This is a genomic window from Syntrophotalea acetylenivorans, from assembly GCF_001887775.1.
In the GTDB taxonomy this organism is placed as follows: Bacteria; Desulfobacterota; Desulfuromonadia; order Desulfuromonadales; family Syntrophotaleaceae; genus Syntrophotalea_A; species Syntrophotalea_A acetylenivorans.
This window is the reverse complement of sequence record NZ_CP015519.1, coordinates 2,394,071-2,412,619: the sequence shown is the minus strand read 5'-3', so window position 1 is coordinate 2,412,619 and position 18,549 is coordinate 2,394,071. Positions and strand designations below refer to the sequence as shown.

The 18,549-nt window shown below is 55.9% G+C and carries 20 protein-coding genes; 3 read left to right on the top strand and 17 right to left on the bottom strand.

The features are described 5' to 3' along the window. Positions 1-65: 65 nt before the first annotated feature. From cbiE to A7E78_RS11085, 6 genes are all read right to left on the bottom strand, one after another. Positions 66-1,277 (bottom strand): precorrin-6y C5,15-methyltransferase (decarboxylating) subunit CbiE, encoded by a 1,212-nt coding sequence (cbiE, locus tag A7E78_RS11110; RefSeq protein ID WP_072284354.1) that lies wholly within the window; start codon positions 1,275-1,277, stop codon positions 66-68. 251 nt (positions 1,278-1,528) lie between these two features. After that, positions 1,529-1,951 carry a sirohydrochlorin chelatase gene (locus A7E78_RS11105; RefSeq protein ID WP_235606737.1) on the bottom strand — a complete coding sequence of 141 codons (423 nt, stop codon included), beginning with the start codon at positions 1,949-1,951 and terminating at the stop codon, positions 1,529-1,531. A 10-nt stretch (positions 1,952-1,961) separates the two neighbouring features. Continuing rightward, the gene (cobC, locus tag A7E78_RS11100) at positions 1,962-2,540 is read right to left on the bottom strand and encodes an alpha-ribazole phosphatase (RefSeq protein WP_235606736.1); all 579 of its coding nucleotides are present in this window, start codon (positions 2,538-2,540) and stop codon (positions 1,962-1,964) included. Positions 2,541-2,611: 71 nt separating this feature from the next. Beyond that, complete coding sequence (locus A7E78_RS11095) at positions 2,612-2,857, bottom strand: SemiSWEET family sugar transporter (protein ID WP_072284352.1); 246 nt, start codon at positions 2,855-2,857, stop codon at positions 2,612-2,614. A gap of 309 nt (positions 2,858-3,166) precedes the next feature. Continuing rightward, positions 3,167-3,784, bottom strand: coding sequence for a ribosome biogenesis GTP-binding protein YihA/YsxC (gene yihA, locus A7E78_RS11090; protein ID WP_072284351.1), 618 nt, complete (start codon positions 3,782-3,784; stop codon positions 3,167-3,169). Continuing rightward, a complete protein-coding gene (locus A7E78_RS11085; RefSeq protein ID WP_072284350.1) occupies positions 3,774-4,310 on the bottom strand; it encodes a thiol-disulfide oxidoreductase DCC family protein in 537 nt (178 codons plus the stop codon). The genes yihA and A7E78_RS11085 overlap by 11 nt, the downstream gene beginning before the upstream one ends. Positions 4,311-4,432: 122 nt before the next feature. On the opposite strand from A7E78_RS11085, the gene A7E78_RS11080 reads away from it, so the two are divergent. Further along, positions 4,433-4,930: a ferritin-like domain-containing protein gene (locus A7E78_RS11080; protein ID WP_072284349.1), complete on the top strand. Its 498-nt coding sequence runs from the start codon at positions 4,433-4,435 to the stop codon at positions 4,928-4,930. A gap of 375 nt (positions 4,931-5,305) precedes the next feature. Here A7E78_RS11080 and A7E78_RS11070 read toward each other — a convergent pair whose 3' ends face one another. Then, the gene (locus A7E78_RS11070; protein ID WP_072284347.1) at positions 5,306-6,526 is read right to left on the bottom strand and encodes a c-type cytochrome; all 1,221 of its coding nucleotides are present in this window, start codon (positions 6,524-6,526) and stop codon (positions 5,306-5,308) included. Between the two features lie 168 nt (positions 6,527-6,694). Between A7E78_RS11070 and mobB the strand changes: the two genes are divergently transcribed. Beyond that, the gene (gene mobB / locus A7E78_RS11065; RefSeq protein ID WP_072284346.1) at positions 6,695-7,204 is read left to right on the top strand and encodes a molybdopterin-guanine dinucleotide biosynthesis protein B; all 510 of its coding nucleotides are present in this window, start codon (positions 6,695-6,697) and stop codon (positions 7,202-7,204) included. 22 nt (positions 7,205-7,226) lie between these two features. On the opposite strand, the gene A7E78_RS11060 is transcribed toward mobB, so the two are convergent. From A7E78_RS11060 to A7E78_RS11045, 4 genes are all read right to left on the bottom strand, one after another. Further along, on the bottom strand, positions 7,227-7,835 hold the full coding sequence (locus A7E78_RS11060) for a J domain-containing protein (protein ID WP_072284345.1): 609 nt from the start codon (positions 7,833-7,835) through the stop codon (positions 7,227-7,229). A gap of 153 nt (positions 7,836-7,988) precedes the next feature. Further along, entirely contained in the window at positions 7,989-9,053 is a 1,065-nt protein-coding gene (locus A7E78_RS11055; protein WP_072284344.1) for a glycosyltransferase, read from the bottom strand. A 176-nt stretch (positions 9,054-9,229) separates the two neighbouring features. Beyond that, positions 9,230-10,567 carry an aldehyde dehydrogenase family protein gene (locus A7E78_RS11050; protein ID WP_072284343.1) on the bottom strand — a complete coding sequence of 446 codons (1,338 nt, stop codon included), beginning with the start codon at positions 10,565-10,567 and terminating at the stop codon, positions 9,230-9,232. Positions 10,568-11,347: 780 nt separating this feature from the next. After that, positions 11,348-11,764, bottom strand: a complete 417-nt coding sequence (locus A7E78_RS11045) for a hypothetical protein (RefSeq protein ID WP_145924894.1) — start codon at positions 11,762-11,764, stop codon at positions 11,348-11,350. A gap of 67 nt (positions 11,765-11,831) precedes the next feature. Between A7E78_RS11045 and grxC the strand changes: the two genes are divergently transcribed. Continuing rightward, positions 11,832-12,086 carry a glutaredoxin 3 gene (grxC, locus tag A7E78_RS11040; protein ID WP_072284341.1) on the top strand — a complete coding sequence of 85 codons (255 nt, stop codon included), beginning with the start codon at positions 11,832-11,834 and terminating at the stop codon, positions 12,084-12,086. A 15-nt stretch (positions 12,087-12,101) separates the two neighbouring features. Here the strand turns inward: grxC and A7E78_RS11035 are convergent, their stop codons facing one another. The 6 genes from A7E78_RS11035 to A7E78_RS11010 all read right to left on the bottom strand — a co-directional run bounded on the left by A7E78_RS11035 (position 12,102) and on the right by A7E78_RS11010 (position 18,548). Continuing rightward, positions 12,102-13,940, bottom strand: coding sequence for a bifunctional homocysteine S-methyltransferase/methylenetetrahydrofolate reductase (locus A7E78_RS11035; protein ID WP_072284339.1), 1,839 nt, complete (start codon positions 13,938-13,940; stop codon positions 12,102-12,104). Between the two features lie 17 nt (positions 13,941-13,957). After that, the gene (locus tag A7E78_RS11030; RefSeq protein ID WP_072284337.1) at positions 13,958-14,527 is read right to left on the bottom strand and encodes an NUDIX hydrolase; all 570 of its coding nucleotides are present in this window, start codon (positions 14,525-14,527) and stop codon (positions 13,958-13,960) included. After that, on the bottom strand, positions 14,527-15,186 hold the full coding sequence (rpe, locus tag A7E78_RS11025) for a ribulose-phosphate 3-epimerase (protein WP_072284335.1): 660 nt from the start codon (positions 15,184-15,186) through the stop codon (positions 14,527-14,529). Before rpe ends, A7E78_RS11030 begins: the two co-directional genes overlap by 1 nt. Before the next feature lie 267 nt (positions 15,187-15,453). Next, entirely contained in the window at positions 15,454-16,809 is a 1,356-nt protein-coding gene (rsmB, locus tag A7E78_RS11020) for a 16S rRNA (cytosine(967)-C(5))-methyltransferase RsmB (protein ID WP_072284333.1), read from the bottom strand. Between the two features lie 87 nt (positions 16,810-16,896). After that, a complete protein-coding gene (locus tag A7E78_RS11015; RefSeq protein WP_072284331.1) occupies positions 16,897-17,736 on the bottom strand; it encodes a zinc metalloprotease HtpX in 840 nt (279 codons plus the stop codon). A gap of 20 nt (positions 17,737-17,756) precedes the next feature. After that, positions 17,757-18,548, bottom strand: a complete 792-nt coding sequence (locus tag A7E78_RS11010) for a DUF116 domain-containing protein (protein ID WP_072284329.1) — start codon at positions 18,546-18,548, stop codon at positions 17,757-17,759. Position 18,549 lies beyond the last annotated feature (1 nt).

The window sequence follows — 18,549 nt, the reverse complement described above, 5'->3', positions numbered from 1 at the left end:
ATGAAATACCTGTCTCGGTAAGAGCGGCCCCGCTATCCATTGCAGCCGGGCAGGCTTCGTCGAGATTACTCTTTTATCGCCACAATGATATAGACCGGATTGTGGGCTTCAAACATCTTGTATTCAGTGGATGGTCTGGTGCGGGCCACATTGATCGTGGTGATTTCCAGCTGGTAGCCGGCATTGGAGAAATATTCGCTGGCCGCTGTGAGAGTGTCGAAAGTCATGGCGTTAATGACAACCCGACCCTCGGCCGGAAGCCGCTCATCAACGGCCTGAAGAATATCCCACAGATTACCTCCGGAGCCGCCGATGAAGACCCGATCGGGATCGGGCATCCCATCGAAACAGGCCGGAGCCTCCCCTTCCACCAGGCGAGCCTGACGAACATTGAATTTGCGGAAATTCTGCTTGATATAGTCGATACACTGCTTATTGCGTTCTACAGCGAAAATACGACCATTTGGCAACAGATGATCGGCCTCGATACTGACTGAGCCCGACCCGGCGCCGATATCCCACAAAACCATGTCATGGCGCAACTTGAGCTTGGCCAGAGTCACCACCCGCACCTCTTCGTGGGTGATCAGCTTACGCGCCGCGGCGAACTCCTCGTCGGGGATGCCCAGGGTCGGCACATGCTCTTCGCCCCCGGCATCGTATTCCTTAATCAGTATCAGCACATTGAGAGGAGCCGCACTGATTTCGAGCAGGCCGCGCACATCGGTGGTAACAATACGCTCTTCAGTGGTGCCCAGGTTTTCGCACAGGTAGGCCTTATAACCGTCGCGGCCCCTCTTCACCAGCTCGGCCGCGATAGCCGCCGGGGTGTTAATGGCATCGGTCAGTATAGCCGCCTTATCGTTGGCGACAATACGATCGACCGACCCTTCGATACCGCGCCCCTGGGCAGAAAGAAAAATGGCATCGTCCCAGGGCTCTTTGAGCTTGGCAAAAGCGTACTGCACCGAACTGACGTTGGGCACGAACTCCAAATCCTCAGCAGAAAAATTGCGCAACAGTCGTCGACCGATGCCGAAAAAGAGCGGATCGCCTGAGGCCAACACCACCGTCTGTCGATCGCTCTGTCTAAGGCGTTCGGCAATTTCGGAAAAATTATTGTCGATCAGGACCGTCTCACCGGGAAATTCAGGGAACAGTGCCAGATGTTCGGCCCGCCCCATGAGAACCTCACAGGACTTGACCAGTTCCAGAGCCCTGCCACTAAAACCTTCCTGACCTTGCACTCCAGCACCGACAACATAGATCTTTTTCATCATTCTTCCTTTTTCGCCGTTTAAGCAATGATCCATTCGCCAAAACTCAGGGATGGCTAAACAAATAATTTGTCCTACAAGGCCTGGTGTTTCTTCAGAGCAACGGCATACATAGTATGTCGAGGTTTTGAAAAAATGCCGCAACGCCGTAGGGCGAACTTTTTGCAACGCCATCAAGCAGCAGAGTCCGGCTTCTGAGGAACCGGCCGCCGTCACTCTACCGTTTCAGTCCGCAGCCCGTCAAGCCTGCTTCATTCGGCCGTAACGGTGGATTTTCCCAGGGCCTCCGCAACCCGCTCGCAGACAACTTCCCCGAGCTTGGCGTGAACCCCCAGCGGCTCGGCCAGCAGCAGTTCCAGCTCCGGGTATCTCTGCCCGGCGGCAGCCATGGCAGCGGGCAGATCATTGCGTACATGGCTACCGGCAAACAGAAAGTAGGGACACAACACGATACGCCGGGCCCCCTGCTCTACGCAGCGATCAATGCCGCCGGCAATAGTCGGCTCGCCGCAGGACAAAAAGGCAACCTCCACCAACCTGTTGTCGCTGCCGGCTCGCACCAGGTCGGCCAGGGCACAAAAAGCCGACTTGACCTCCGGCCGAGTCGAGCCATGACCGATCAACAGCACTGCCGTTTTGCACCCTGTCTCATTCATGGCCTGCCCGTCTATCATCAAAACTCCGTCAACCGTTAATCAACTGAACAGAAACCCGGCCACCCGCTCCGTAATCGAGGATATTCATACAGCCGTAGAACTGGGACAGAGACAGCACTTTGTCCAGAGGGGCATCGAGAGCATCCAGCAGCAAAACCCGGTTGATGCCGCCGTGAGCCACCACGATGACCTCCTGCCCCTTATGCCGCGCAGTGATTTCGGCGACAGCCGAACGGGCCCGCTGTCGGAGATCGAGCAGGTTTTCCCCGCCTGGAATGCGGTAGTGGACAAGATCATCGAGCCGCGACTGCCATTCCTGAGGATAACGGGCCTGTAATTCGCTCCAGGGTCGACCTTCCCACTCGCCGGCATGCAACTCACGCAATGCCTGCAAAGGAGTCGGCACCAGACCGTGGACGGCCGCCAGCATTTCAGCTCCCTCTAAACAGCGGGACAAATCGCTGCTATAAACAGCCTGAATCGGCCGCGATTTAAGGCGCTCGACCAACTGCCGGTAATGATCTCGCCCCCGGGAGGTCAAAGCCACATCCTGTTGACCGTTGTAGCGCGGCTCGCCGTGCCCTTCGACCTCGCCGTGCCGCAGCAAAAAAAGGCGCGTCTCCTCTGGCCGGCAGGGTTGCAGCGCATTCAATGAGCCTGTAGCAGCATTATTCGTCATCAGCGAAAACGAAGCTTAAGTATCAGCAAAATAGTGGTATTGGCCGTTGCCAGACCGTTCATGGCGACAAACACCGGGTTACCGACCTGAACTGCATAGGTGGTGTAGAACAGTCCTCCGACAAAGATAATCAACAACATCCAGATCGACAGGTCCGCTGTCGAACGGGTCTGAAGCGCCTTGATGATTTGCGGAACAAAGCCAGTGGCTACCAGCAATCCGCCCAGGATACCAATCCAGAACATTCTTTGATTCAACCTTAATGCATTCGCAAAAACTTTATAGAAAAGACTAAGCAAAGATTTCAGCCAACAAGGCCTGGTGTTTTTTCAGGGGTTAAGACAGTCAACCAGTATGTCGAGATCCTGAAAAACAACCTAACGCCGTAGTGCGGAATTTTGCGACGCCATCACATTTACCTACTCATAGGATGGCTAAGCAAAAATTTCGTCCGACAAGGCCTGGTGTTTTTTCGGGGGCGAAGACATACAACCAGTATGTCGAGACTCTGAAAAAACACCCTAACGCTGTAGGGCGGAATTTTTGCGACGCCATCAATCATCCTCATCAACAAACACCGGCTGGGCATCATCGTCAAGGGCAGCATCGATGCGTTCCCAGATCTCATCGCGCCCTTCGCGGGTCAAGGCGGAAAAGAGAGTGAACGCGTCCCTTGGCAAACCGGTGGCTTCAAGAATCGGTAGAATCTGCCTTTCCCGGCGGCTGCGGGTAATTTTATCGACTTTAGTGATAATCGGGATCGTCGGAACCTGAAGTTCTTCCAACCAATCAAGCAGTTGTATCTCTTCCTGCTGTGGCACCCTGCGAATATCAAACAGCAATAATAGTGCCCGTAGATTCTCCCGACCTTCCAGATAGGTCCGGACCATTGGGCCCCACTGTTTTTTCACCGCTAAAGGTACCTTGGCAAAACCATAGCCCGGTAGATCGACCAGGTAGAACTCGCCGTTAATATCGAAGAAGTTAAGCAACTGAGTGCGCCCCGGAGTCGAGGATGTCCGGACCAGACCGCGGCGGTTGACCAGAACATTAATCAGGGAGCTCTTCCCTACGTTACTACGACCGGCAAAGGCCACTTCCTTGAAATCGCCTGGCGGATAGTTCGCCGGACGAGTGGCGCTCTTAACAAAATCAGCTGATTTAATGATCACCTAACGGGCTCCTTGGCTCTTGTAATGCGGCTTTCAAGCCGCCGTCAACTTGCTCGACACGATATCCCAGGCCGCAGGCAATTGCAATGAATTCACGTCTTTTCACCGACGGGGGCGACAAAATAGCAACCCCGTTATTCATCCCGCGGCAACGGCGGGGAAGCAGGTGGCGAAACCGGGCAAAAACCCGGTAACCGAGAACCGCCAACAGGTGCACGCCCGGCAAGCCGAGCAATTGGCTCAGGCACCGATAACGAAGTCCGGGAAGCCCCAACCACAGGGCACGAAAGGCATCTACCCCCAGGTAAAGACGGCCCGCGGCATCCTGCACATGCATGGCCTTCATCAACGCCGCCTGATCCAGTCCCCGAGCTGCTGCATCAAAGGAAGGCGCGCTGATATCGATAAAGTCAAGCCGGCCGGCTCGATTCAAGGGCCGGTAGTGAAAAATCTCCCGCGAGCAGACGGGGCAGTTACCATCGTAAAAAACGGTCAATGGAAAAAGAATTTTGGGGGACCGACCCATCTAATGCACCTTTTTTGAAAACGACCCGCCAATGATCGGTAAAGGACGATTGACAGTCGGCCATTTGGAGGATAACTATAAAGTACAGGGTAATTTGCGCTAATCAAGAAAGGAGGCCGCGAATGTTTGAACATATCGATGTTCAGGACGCCATCAAACGCTCGATCCAGACCGAGAAAAAGGCCATGCTTTTTTATCGAATGGCGGCCCGACACATGCAAAACAGCGAAGCACGGCGCCTCTTTGAGACGCTGGCTAATGAAGAGCGGGAACATGCCCAGCAGTTCTATCGCCTCTATAAGCGCGATGATCTCCCTGACTTCGACAGTTTCATGGACAGTGCCAGCGAATCGGAAAAAGAATGGCTTTCTTCGCGCGAAAAGATTTTGTTGAGTGACCTCGGCGTACGTAAGGCCATGGAACTGGCCATGCACAAGGAACTGAAGCTTGAAAAGCAACTGAGGGAGATCGCCGCCAACATCAAAAACCCCGAAGTGCGCGGGGTCTTTGAAGAAAATGCCAAATCGACCAACCACCATTATCAGTTGATCGAATCGGAATATGCCCATCTGATGGGCATGGTGCACGAAACGGATATCGACACCTACGTCCGCGAATAAAAACTGTCGATCGGCCCTTTTCCTGCCCCCTGTTCATGGTAAAATATAAACACGGGGCAGGCGCTTCAACCCTGTTCCAGTTGACAACTGAATACCGGCATTGCGCGGCCTCATGCCAGAAGCCTTGTCTTCTCATCCGCCGGTTGCCACCGGAAGCCCACCTGTCCTTCGGGTCTATAAAAGAGCCGAAAAAGCAGCGGTCGAAAGGTAGCAAGCCTGCGAATTAGCATAAAGCTGGTCGTGGCGATGTCGGTATTGTTGTGCTCACCTCCAGGCACTTTACCTCTGCGCCGCTCCCGTGCCTGTATCTCTGAAAGCAGGCCTACCGCACAACCATCCTCTATTTGCCACATTCGCAAAAACTACTAAGAGGGCTTACTTGGCCGTCTCTTTTTCCATACGATAATAACGATGCACCGGCTTTATAGCCCCCGCGGCCAGGGATTCCTTAAGCTCCTTGAACAGTTGTCGAAGCTCCAGCAGTTGCGCCTCGGTGAGATTGAGGCGCGGCATCTGCGAACCTGGCTGAACATAACCGGGGTCTTCCAGATAGGCCTGCAGATAGTCGATATGCAGCTTTTCCACGGCCAGCAACAGGTCGGGCGCCAATGCCATGGGGGCCGGAAGCTTATCGGCCGGCTGCTGATCGCCGAAGGCATGGCAGGCCAGGCAGCTGCGCAAGGAAGCGCTGGCGGCAACTTTTGAGGGCAGCGAACCACTGATGGGGGTAGGCTCAAAGGATAATGGTTTTTCCATAAAAAGACGCGCATGGCAATCGAAGCAATTGTAGTCCTGCCACGGCTCGAGGCGAAAATCCTTGGCCGGCGAGGTCATCCAGGCCAGCTGCTGCAAATAATCGGCTACCGCTTTGAGTTCGGAAGGCTGCAGGTTGGGCACCGCATTGGGAGAGGTGTAGGCCAGCATCATCAGGTTATTCATGGCCGGTCGCATACGATAGGGGGCCGCCAGATAATCCGCCAGCCAATTGGGCTCGTATTTGTGGCGGCGCCAGGTCAGGCTCGGTGCATGATCGGCACCGAATCCTTCAAGGGTATGGCACCCTCGGCAGCGGGCGGCCTTGACCAGCCGCCGGCCAACCAGCAACCGTTCGCCAACCTCATCCAGGGTCGATGGTTTTCCCTGGGTTGTCTTGTCTGGCATTGGCTTTTCTGCCACCTCGGTCTGCGGCTCAACGGCTTTTGCCGCAGCGCGCCGGTCCCGTTCACGGCAGCAGGCAGTGTAATCATGGCAGACTTCTACCCCGGTCACATCGGCATCACCGGAAAATCCCGAATCGACGACCAGACTGCGCAGCTCAAAGTCGACCAGCAGCCAGCTATTTTCCGGAATATCAGCAAACAGTTCCCGACCACCCAGCACATCGAAAAAATTGCGACAGGTTTTACTGCTGCGGGGATCTTCATAGGCCAGAGAAATCCAGGCCACCCGCCCGTCCTCCACGATTTTCTTCGCCAGAAACAGCACTTGGTCGGAATACTGAATCCCGGGCCGTTCACCGGCCACCAGTGCCCCCGCAGACTGGGGAAGCACTATCAGCAAACAGAGCAACCCTATCCAGACATTCACTATACGCATCGCCATCTCCTATAAAAAACGCATGCTATGGCTTAAACCTATCACAGTCGCAGCTAAGGACAAGAACATCTTGCGTCGAACTGAAACTCGCTGATATTCTGTGGGCGTCTTCATCAGACAACGAATCGACATTCTGCTCTTAACACTCTGTCGAGAAGGAATTTAATCATGAAACCCGCCGTCGTTTCGGTGGCCGCCAAAAGCGGCACCGGCAAAACTACCCTGGTAGTGAAGTTGATCAGTGAATTGAAGCGACGGGGCTACCGTGTCGGTGCCGTCAAGCACGATGGCCACGGCTTTTCCATGGACAAAAAAGGCAAGGATTCCTGGCGCTTTACCGAGGCGGGATCCGACATCACCATGGTTACTTCCCGAGACAAAATAGCGATGATTCGGCAAAATCCCGATCGGCAGGAACCGCCTTTAGAAGAAACCATCGCTCGCTATTTCGGCGAGGTCGATATCGTCATCACCGAAGGTTTTAAAAAGAACACCCTGCCAAAAATCGAGGTCCACCGCCGGGAATGCCGTAGCGAACTGCTTTATCGGGGTGAAAGTCACGACCCGAATCTGCTCGCTGTGGCTTCCGACGAGCCTCTCGATCTTGACGTGCCGGTCTTTGACCTGAATGACACCAGCGGCATCTGCGACCTCATTGAGAGCCGCTTTTTAAGCTAACCCTTTCCTTTTAAACAGTCGCTTATCGCCTGAACATTTCCCAGACACCGACCAGCAGCAACAACAGCACTCCCCACCAGCTCCGCAGCACTACCGCCGACTTGGGTCGGTGTGGTGGTAAAGGCCTCTTGCGTCTTGCTGCACCCAGCCTATTCTTAGGTCGAATAATGCCATCCTCGCAGAGCACATAACTGGAGTATTCGGCCTGCTGGCGAGCCGCCAATACCTGGCCAAAGGTGGGACCACTGGAATGATACCGAGCCCGGACCTTCACTGGCGGAGGCCCATTGCGAACGGGAGTGGTCCGAGCAACAGAAGCACTGGCAACGAAGCGAAAAAAGGGATTCAACCAGCGCCGCCGGGAACGACAAAGCTCTCTCAGCTTTTGCAGAAACGAATCGCTGCCAGCAGAACGGGCACTAGATAGCTGGGCATCGTAACTCGCTCGTTTTAATGGGGAACTAAGGGTTCGGTAAGCGGCCAGAATCTCTTGGAAGAGGTCTTCATCCGCCATGTCTGGCGCTGCCGTATCAGGATGGCAACGTCTGGCTTGGCGACGGAAAGCCCTCCGAATTTCATCGTAACCGGCTTCGGGAGACACCGCGAGGAGCTGGTAACAGGTCTTCTCCATGGATAAGCCCCTGATCGACAGGGCCTCCATCCATGGAGAGCCTAAGCGGTAAAAGGAAGAAAGGGCCGAACGCCCTGTGCAAAAACAACCCTGAGCTTTCTTTGTCGACCGGATTACGGAAATTCTTTAGATCAAGCATAGGTTATAGGGCAGCTATAGGTCGGCGGTTGATATGCAACCTGCCATTTTGCAAGAAGAGGAGTTCCGGGACAGACCCGTCGCCAGACGTTGGTAGATTTTTTCAAGCTGCAACGCCTCATCCAGAGAAGTCCGGAACTTTTGCAAGGGCCGGGTTAACCGTTGGCGAAGGGCTGTGTTTCGGGCTAAAGCCAAGGCCTGACGGATAAAACGTTCCGAAGAATCGTAGAGCAAGCCGTTAACTTCCGGTGTGAATGCCGCCCGATTACCAGGGATATCCCGTGCCAGTATTGGTCGGCCAAGAGCAGACGCTTCGAGCAGAACATTGGGCAATCCCTCGCTGATAGAATGATTCAGGATCACGTCGACCTCGCGGAGCGCCGCGGCCATGGCAGCGGCTGGAATCTCACCGAGGTACTGGGCCCAGGGGCGCACCTTTAACTCCTCCAGAAAGTGTTGACCATAGTCCGGGTCAAGAATTGAGCCGCAAAAAAGCAGGCGGCAAAAGGGTGCCGCCTCCGCGACCGGATCAAAAAGTTGCAGGAGTTCCAGATTCGCTTTAACGGGACGAATGCCGGCTGGAAGAAGGAAGATAATATCGGAGGCGGGAATGGACTTCCTTTGTCTCAGGGGGTATGGATCATCTCCCAGGCTAACGCCGGGAGCTAAATGGTGCAGGCGAGGGGCCAGGCCGGGAAGGTCCGCCGCAAAAGAATCCACGGTCAGACGATTTTGGATGATGATGGCCGCAGCCTGCTCCAGTACCGTACGAATCTGCGGCCCCTGCTCGGCGCTGTCCATGCCGTGATTCAGATCGGTTCCGGTCAGGGATACTATCGACGGAATAAGTGCCTGCTGCCGGCATCCCAGCCAAGGCAGCCCTGACCGATAGGCATGTAGCATGTGAACCAAATCTGGAGCGAATTCTTCCACCTGACGTTCCAGGCAAGCTGCAGAACCAGCCGTCGCCACCAGCCGCACTTCATGTCCAAGAGAGACCAGCCCCTGTTGATGGCGCAGAGCGGTCACCCAATTGCCGGTGGTACGGGGCTGTTCGGGAACCACAAACAAAATTCGCACGAAAACCCTCCAGAGCGATCTGGGACAACAACCAGAATAGGATGCATGCTAGATAAATGCCCGGACTGTGTCAATCGAAACAAACGGATAAAAAAAGAGCCCCCGCCGAGGCGGGGGGCTCACTTACCGGAGGAGCTTAGGTATGGCGTACTTAAGAATCCAGGTAAGTTGAACGATTAACCTTGTACCACGCGACGGGCAGCACGCTTGATGCTGACCAGGTTACGGAAGCTAACGTTGTCGGTGGTGATGTTGTTGCCTTGGGAGCCGCAACCGAGGGTCAACGAAGGGATCATAACGTTGAACAGGCCGCCGATGGCACCGTGGCTGGTGGGCGAGTTGAAGGTAACGCGGTTAGCGTCAACCTTGCTGGCGAACTCGATGCAGGTTTCATCGCTGGCGGAGTGGATACCGGCAGTGTGACCGGCGCCGCCTTTTTTCAGCAGCTCGGCGCAACGCTCGATAGCGGCGTCCTTGCCTTCGACAACCATGTAGCCGAGGGACGGGGAAAGTTTTTCGCGGCTCATGGGCTCTTCGTCCTGCATACCCTTGAGAGGACCGACCAGCAGGGCGCGGGTACCTTCGGGCACGGAGAAACCGGCCATTTCGGCAATCTTGGTCGCGGGCTGGCCAACAACCTTGCCGGAAACAACATAGCAGTCGCCGAAGTAGAGCTTTTCGAGCTTGGCTTTTTCGTCTTCGTTAACCAGGTAAGCGCCGATTTCCTGCAGCTTGGCAACGGCCTTTTCAGCCACGGCAGCGTCGTCGAAGATCAGGTTCTGCTCGGAAGCGCAAACCACGCCGTTGTCGAAGCATTTGGACAGCAGGGTGTCTTCCATGGCCTGGTCGATATCTGCATCGCTGGCAACATAAACGGGGCAGCCGCCGGCGCCAACGCCGAAAGCGGGGTTACCGGAGCTGTAAGCAGCTTTAACCATGGCACCGCCGCCGGTAGCCAGGATCACGTCCACACCGGGGTTGGTCATCAGGGCGCTGGTAGCTTCCATGGAAGGCTCAGTGATCCACTGGATGCAGTTAGCAGGAGCGCCAGCAGCGATGGCTGCGTCGAGGCACAGCTGAGCGGTGGTCTCGCAGCACTTCTGAGCGCGGGGGTGGAAACCGAGAACGATCACATTGCGGCTCTTAAGGGCAGACAGGATCTTGAAGCAAACGGTGGAGGTGGGGTTGGTGGTCGGGGTGATACCGGCCACTACGCCAACGGGCTCGGCGATTTCGATGATGTCGTTTTCGTCCTTAACGACGCCAACGGTCTTCACGCCCTTCATGTCGTTCCAGATCACAGTGGAACCGAAGTGGTTCTTGATGGTCTTGTCAGCTACGTTACCGAGGCCGGTCTCTTCAACAGCCATTTTGGCCAGTTCTTCTTTTTTCGCTTCCACGGCATTAGCTACCGCTTCGCAGATGGCGTCGGTCTGCTCCTGGTTGAGCTTTTTGAAATCTTCCAGGGCCACTTTGGCCGTTTCGATCATTGCGTTGATTTTTTGTTCTACCATGGTATTCCTCCTAGAATTCGTGGTTTGAACTACCTCTAAATGCCCGATTGTCAGTCCTCGGACGAGAACGCATATGTAAAAACAAAAATAACCGTTGATATTGCATTGAAAGTCGCCGCAAAACACCGCACTTTTACACAGTCTTCAGCACCGCTTTTCTAATGCTCTGACCGGCAGCTGTCAAGCCCAAAAGACCAAAAACAACTTGATCTTAAAGGTTTGAATTTCTTTGCTTTTTCGGATAAGTAAAGAATACGGAAAGGGAAAACAATGGTTTAAAATGAAAGGAAAGTTTTTTCTAAAACGTACTGAAAGCAGATATTTTTCATACAATCCGCATAAAAATACACATTGGCATGCTCATCAATGAATCACCCCCCTGGCGATTCAGAAATTTCCTTTTTGAAATTGACTACTTAACGAAATCAAGCACTCTTTCTACTGCTCATAACAATATTTGAACAATAGGTATACGCTAAAAAGCCTCATTGCTAATACCGAAAATCCCCCACCGGGTTTGCTTCCTATCCGCGGACAAACTCAATACAATCTGCTCACCGATTGGGGAGGGAGGGGAATTACAAAACGGCCCAACCTGTGGGAAACAGATTGGGCCGTTCGATCTTCTGACCAACCGTGACTTCTGAGAAGATACCGCCATGGCTCAAGGGAGGCCTAAAAAATCGGGAAGATTTACTGAAGCGCTATTTTGCAGCCTGCCGGCAAACTCGAGAGGCCTAAATCAGGCCGAAGTAGCCTTTAACATGGGGGAACTATTCATCAGGGCAACTCGGGAAAGGGATCGACAATCTGCCAGAAGCCCTGCTTCATCCCTTCGCCCTGCCGGTATGCCCACTCCTGACGCAAGCGGTATTTCTTCACTACCACCGACGGCAGCCGGTAATATTCGAGCAGGGTTACAGTATCGGCTTGTCGTTGATCATCGCTGAGATCCACCGACTGAGGCTGAACACCAACAAAGTGAAGGTCTTCGTCGGCTTGGCAGTTCTCCAGAAAGGCCTCTTTGTGCTCCGCTGCCAGATAACGCCCGGCGCCGTTGCAATCCTGCCAGCGTAACCTCTGGATGAAATCGTCCCGTGATTCGAGCATGGTCTCCCCGGGGCGCGCTGCCAAGCCGCAGGAAGAAAGCAGGACAACCATCAACAAAATCGAGTATACTCGGCCATATCGTGTCATTTTTTCACCTCCCCGCAGGATCGAGACCGGAAAATCTCGACAACCATCAACCAAATGTGGAGCTTCTATGAAACGGGTCGAAATTTACACCAAAGATCATTGTCCATACTGCCATCGGGCCAAGGACTTGCTGGAAAGCAAGAATGTGCCCTTCGTCGAATACGACGTCAGCACCGATTCCGTCAAGGAGCAGGAGATGCGCCAGCGTTCCGGGCGCATGACGGTACCGGAGATCTTCATTGACGACACCCTGATCGGCGGCTGCGACGATCTCTTCGCCTTAGAGACATCGGGCAATCTGGATGACCACCTGGGTATCTAGGCGCCCGACAGGCTCCTAGCCGCGAATGTAGCGCAGCAGTTCCACGGCCAGTTCCACCTTGCCGAAGGGCGGCATCAGGGTAAAGCCGCCAACGGTCTGCCGGCCGGCATCGATCAGTTCCCGCGCGATGGCCATACCGGCTTCTACCCCGGAGGAGCCGCTGGTGCCGCGCATGCGCTGCCGCACCTCATCGGGCAGCGAGATACCTGGAACCTCGTTATGCAAAAACTCGGCGTTGCGCTCGCTGACCAGGGGCATTAAACCGACCAGCACCGGAATGTTCAGCGGCGCCAATCGTTCCAGCATCTCCAGCATCACTTCCGGCGAATAGACCGGTTGGGTCTCGATAAACCGCGCACCCGCCGCTACCTTCTTCTCCATTCTGCGAATCTGCCCGCTCATATTGGCCACATTGGGATTGAACGCCGCACCGGCCAGCATCCGGGTAGTACCGCCAAGATCCGCACCGAGCAGGGTAGTCCCCGTATTCAGGGAACGGAGAAGTTCCAGAATGCCGACGGAATTGAGGTCGAAGACGCTGCTCGCCCCCGCCTCGCCACCAACCGCCACCGGATCTCCGGTAATGGCCAGCACGTTGCGGATACCGAGCAAATGGGCTCCCATCAGCTCCGAATGGAGACCGATCAGGTTACGGTCTCGACCGGTGATATGAATAATCACCTCGATTCCGGCCTGTTGCTGGATTTGGCTGGCCAGAGCGATGTTGCCCATGCGAATGCGCGCCAGGGGGTTTTCTGTCAAGCTGATGGCATCGGCGCCGGCCTTGGCCAAAGTCTCGGCCCCCTGCAGCACCTTGCGGCAATCAAGGCCCTTGGGGGGACCGAGTTCAACGGTGACAACGGGCCGGTGACCCCAGTCATCGAGAAAGGTTCTCTGGGTAGGCACCGGTTCAACGACAGCAGACGGCTCGGTCACCTTAATGACAGGTACAGATCGCTCTACGGGCCGGACTTCTTCCAGGCTCTTGGCAAGGGCTTGGATATGCTCGGGGGTGGTGCCGCAACAACCGCCGACCAGGCAAGCCCCGGCGGCAACCATCTCGCGCCCCATGTCGGCAAAATATTCGGGGGTGGCCAGGTAGATATAGCGGCCGTTGACATACTGGGGTAATCCGGAGTTGGCGAAACCGGACAGAGGCCGGTCGGTCACCGTGGACATGCGCTGCAGAACGCTCAGCAACTCTCGCGGCCCGGAACCACAGTTGGCACCGATCACCGCCGCACCGGCCGCGCTCAATCGGCGGGCAACCTCTTCGGCGCTCAAGCCGTGACGGGTGCGTCCCTCTTCAAAGAAAGCCATCTGCGCCACTGCTGGCAGACCGAGCTCTTCCGCCACTTGCAGTGCCAGCTCCAGTTCCTCTATTCCCGCAAATGTTTCCAGGACAAAGAGATCAGCACCGGCTTCAGCCAGAGCGGTCATCTGTTCACTGAACAGGGCCCGCTGTTCGGCAAGGGGCAGTTCTGCGGCTTGGCCCTTGGCAGAGGGTAAAGGGCCTACCGCACCGGCCACCAATCCATCAACACCGGCGGCCAGCCGAGCCAAACGAACTCCCGCGGCATTGATTTCCGCGACTTGCCCATCGAGACCCAGGGGACCGAGAGCAAGGCGATTGGCGGCAAAGGTATTGCTTTCCAGGAGCTGCGCTCCGGCCGCCGCATAATCGCGATGCACCGCTTCCACCAGCTCCGGGCGACTCAAGTTGAGTGCTTCGAAGCTGTGGCCCAGTGGTATTCCGCGGTTATAGAGCAACGTACCCATGGCGCCGTCACCGATGATCAGACCGGCTTCCAGACGTTGCAAAAAACGACCTTTTATTCTGCTGTTCTGCGCCATTATGCTGCCTTCCCTGGTTACCAGTCGATCACCTCGATACGCTGTAGAAACTGACGCAGGACTGCCGCGGTCAGGCCCCAGATCGGGTGCCGGCCGATGGAAAAGAACCCCACCGGATACAGCCGCCCCTTGTGCCGCCAATTTTCGGTGTGAAAAATCTTCGGATCACAGAGTTTCTTCAAAGGTACTTCGATCACCTCGGCGATCTCCCGATGGTCGACACAAAAGGGATAAGCCGTCGGCAAAGTACCGACAAAGGGGGTGACGTGATAGCCGTAGACGGAAACAAAATCGTCCAACCGCCCCAGAATCGTCACGTCCTGCGGCGCTACACCCATTTCCTCTTCGGTCTCCCGCAGGGCGGTGGCGGTCAAATCGGCATCTCCCTCCTGCCAGCGACCTCCGGGAAAGGAAATCTCTCCGGCATGATCAGGCAAGTGCTCGGTACGCCGGGTAAAGAGCAGGGTATCACTATTGTCCTTAGGGTAAAAGGTGAGCAACACTGCTGCAGGCCGTAACACACCGGGATCGATGGTTCGACAGGCATGACGGGCCAGAGCCGCTTTGACAGCAGCCGGATCAAGCATCAGGTTGTCTCGGCCAGCCGGCGCAACTCAGCAATGGTCGCTTGATAATCGGGGGTGCCGAATACCGCGCTACCCGCCACGAAAACATCGGCGCCGGCGCCAGCAATGGCAGCAATATTGGCGGGCTTGACGCCGCCGTCGATTTCAAGCTCGATATTCAGGCCGCGGCGCTCTATCTCGTTGCGCAGAGCTTCGATCTTGGACAGGCAGGAAGGGATGAAGTTCTGACCGCCAAATCCCGGATTGACACTCATCAGCAGTACCAGGTCGAGCTCGTCGAGAATAACCTCGAGGCTCGAAACCGGAGTGGCCGGATTGAGGGAAACGCCAGCCTTCTTGCCCAGACCGTGAATCAACTGGACGGTACGATGCAGGTGCGGCACCGCTTCATAATGAACGGTGATGATATCGGCCCCGGCGTTGGCAAAGTCCGGAATATACTGATCGGGATTTTCAATCATCAGGTGGACGTCGAGAGGCATGTCGGTAACCTTGCGAACCGCATCCACCACCAGCGGGCCGATAGTAATGTTGGGCACAAAATGGCCGTCCATGACATCGATATGGACGTAGTCGGCGCCACCGGCTTCTATGGCGCGGATCTCATCGCCCAGGCGGGCAAAATCAGCGGACAGGATGGATGGGGCGATCTTGATCATATAATGGATTCCCTTAATTGAGGCTATTGGACGAGGTCGACTAAATGGCAAACAGGTTCGAGAACCAACCCAAACCTTGAAGTCCAAGTTCTATCCTCACACCCATTCGCTACGCTCACTCAAGCCGCAAAGTCGCAAAGAAAGTCAAAAACTGGGTTTTCTTGGCGCCTTTGCGGCTTAAGCGACTGAAAGGAGCGGGCGTAAGATGCCTTTCCAGGTTTTGATTATTACCAGATTTGCTGTCACTTCCCCAGCAAAAAAGCTCCCTCAGGCCTTTCGACGAAAACCGACGGCGAAAAAGGCATCCATGCCGCCGTGATGATGGGGCCAAGTACGCAGAGCGCCCTGCTCATCAAATAGCTCACGCCAGGCCTCCGGTACCTGCAAGCGCAGGTCGATGCGCTCAAATTCGGGATAGGCGGCAAGAAACTTTTGCACCACGCCCTCGGTCTCTTCCTGAGTGAAAGTACAGAGGGAATAGACCAGCCGACCCCCGGTGCGCAGTAAAGGAGCTGCCCGACTCAGAATAGCCAACTGGCGTTCGGCATTAACCGCCAGGTCGGCCGGTTGCCGCCGCCAGCGGCTCTCCGGGTTACGACGCAGAGTACCGAGACCGCTGCAGGGAGCATCGACCAGTATCCCGTCAAAGCTCCCGTTTTTGAGAAAATCGGGAGCAGCGGTCAGATCCCATGCGCGGCAGCTGATGCCCTGTGTTCCGAGACGTAGGGCGCTCTGTTCCACCAGGGCCAATCGGGCAGCGGAAATATCCAGAGCCATAATCTCGGCCCGGTTATCCGCCAGGGCGGCGAGGTGGGTGGTCTTGCCCCCTGGGGCAGCACAGGCGTCGAGCAACCGTTCGCCGGGTTGAGGCGCCAATAGATGAGCGATCAGCATACTGGCCTGATCCTGCAGTTGATACGCGCCCCGGTCATCGCCGGGCAAGCGGCGCGAGCCGCCCCCTTCAATGCTGATTCCTTCAGGGGCATAGGCAGTCGCCATTGCCTGATAACCGGCGTCGGTCAACGCGGCGAGGAACTCCTCTCTACCCTGCTGCAAGCTATTGACCCGGACAGTAAAGGGGGCCACTTGCAGCATAGCCTCGGCCAGCGCCAGAGCTTCGGCGGCGCCAAATTCTTTGAGCCAGGTTTGGGCCAGCCACTTGGGCAAAGACAGTACATGTTGCAGGTGAGCAAGAGGGGCTTTCCGGGGATCCGGCCAGGGGATACTTTCTCGCCGGCGATCGACCGCGCGCAGGATACCATTGACAAACCCGGTGGCCCGACTCAGACCGAGGCGCTTGGCCAACTCCACCGTTTCATGCACCGCAGCCCGAACCGGAATACGGTCTAAAAGCAGTATTTGATAACAGCCGAGACGCAGCAGGCGCAACACCGCTGGTTCAACCTTTCGCAGCGGCTGGCTGCAACAATGACTCAGGGCAAAATCGAGGCGGCCACGATAGCGCAACACCCCGTAAACCAGTTCGGTCAACAGGGCACGATCCCGATCTTCCAGTTGCGATGCATTAGACAGAGCCGCATCGAGCGCCAGATCGGAAAACATGCCCTCCTCGACCCGCGCCAGGATTTCCCAGGCCATTTTGCGGGGATCGTTTTTTTTCACCAAATCACCTCGATTTTTATGATGCTGCTAACGAAACGGGGGCATGTCACCATGCCCCCATACCTTCTATTGCTCTGCAAAAGGCCCTTAAAGGACCGTCATGTTTTCCAGGCGCTGCACTCGCTCCGCCATGGGCGGATGGGTGGAAAACAGAGCGGCCAACCCACCGCCACGCAACGGGCTGACGATGAACATATGGGCCGTGGCCTCATTGACCCGCGGCATGGGCCGTTGCCGGTTGGCGTCTTCCAGCTTGCGCAGAGCGTTGGCCAGACTGTGGGGATTGCCACACAACTGAGCGCCACCACGGTCTGCGGCGTATTCCCGGGATCGGGAGATAGCCATCTGCACCAACATGGCGGCCAGAGGTCCGAAAATCATCAGCAGGATCAGACCGAAAGGACCGCCGTCCTCATCGTCACGGCCACCCAGCCCGCCGAACAGAGCGGCCCACTGAGCCATATGAGCTAAATAACCGATAGCCCCGGCGATCGTGGCGGCGATGGAACCGATCAGAATATCCCGGTTGCGAACATGGCTCAATTCATGTGCCATGACGCCCATCAATTCGTCGCGGCTGAGTATGCGCTCCAATCCTTCGGTAGCGGCCACCACCGCATGTTGCGGATTACGGCCGGTAGCAAAAGCATTGGGAGTGGCCTGGGGCAGAGTATATACCTTCGGCATAGGCAGACTGTTGCGCTGGCAGAGTTCCCTCACCACCTCAAACAGGGTACCGTGCTGCACCTCGCGACCACGATACATGCGAATCACGATTTTATCGGAGAACCAGTAGGAGCCGAGGTTCATTACTCCGGCGAAAACCAACGCCAACAGGGCACCGCTCTGCCCTCCCAGCAGGCCGCCGGCAAAAACCAGCAACAGGGTCAAAACGGTCATCAGGATAGCGGTTCGTACTATATTCATAATCTTTGCACCTCGTTGAATCAGTGATCGACCGAATCGGAGAGAACATGGGCGTCGAGGGCTGCTTCGACTTCGGCCAGATCGATCTCGGTGTTGTAACAGGGGCCTTGGGGACGGCGGTTGAAAACGCCGTATACCGGCAAAGGATAGGCGTCGCGGATACCGGCGGTCAAATCCCTTTCACAGGCAACCGCCAACACAAATCGGGGCCGTGTTTCCATCAAGATCTTCCGGGCCAGGGTACCACCGGTGGCAACCGCAATGGTCACACCACGGCTTTGTGCTAATTCAGCCAAGTCTCCGATGTCGCATTTGCCGCACCGCAGACACTTTTCGATGTCACCGGTAACCTTTACGGCACAATCATGCAGTTGTACACAGTGAGGCAGAAGAATGACCGCCTGGCTGGCCGGTACTTGTAGTTTGCGGCCTCGGATCAACTGATTGTTGACGGTGATGAAGGAGCGCTGCAATGCGTCGCGATCCGCGCCGAAACAACGGCCGACAAAGATAACCGCCGGCAGCAGGTAGCGGATGGCCAGACCCCGCAGATGAACGGAAAAAAACAGGTCACGGCCACTGAACAAAGTCAGGCCGAGCTGCCCCAGCGCCAGCAACACCACCAGCACAATGCTACCCAGTAGAATACCGAACCAACGCGATAATGCGGGATGGATATTTCCGAAGCCCACGCTCGGTACCCACCAGGCCAACCAGGACACAAGAACCAGCAACAAGCCGATAATCCCGAGCACGCAAAGGAACAACCAGGGTGGCCGACAGGAGCGGCCCTCTAAGGTCCATTCACTCAAG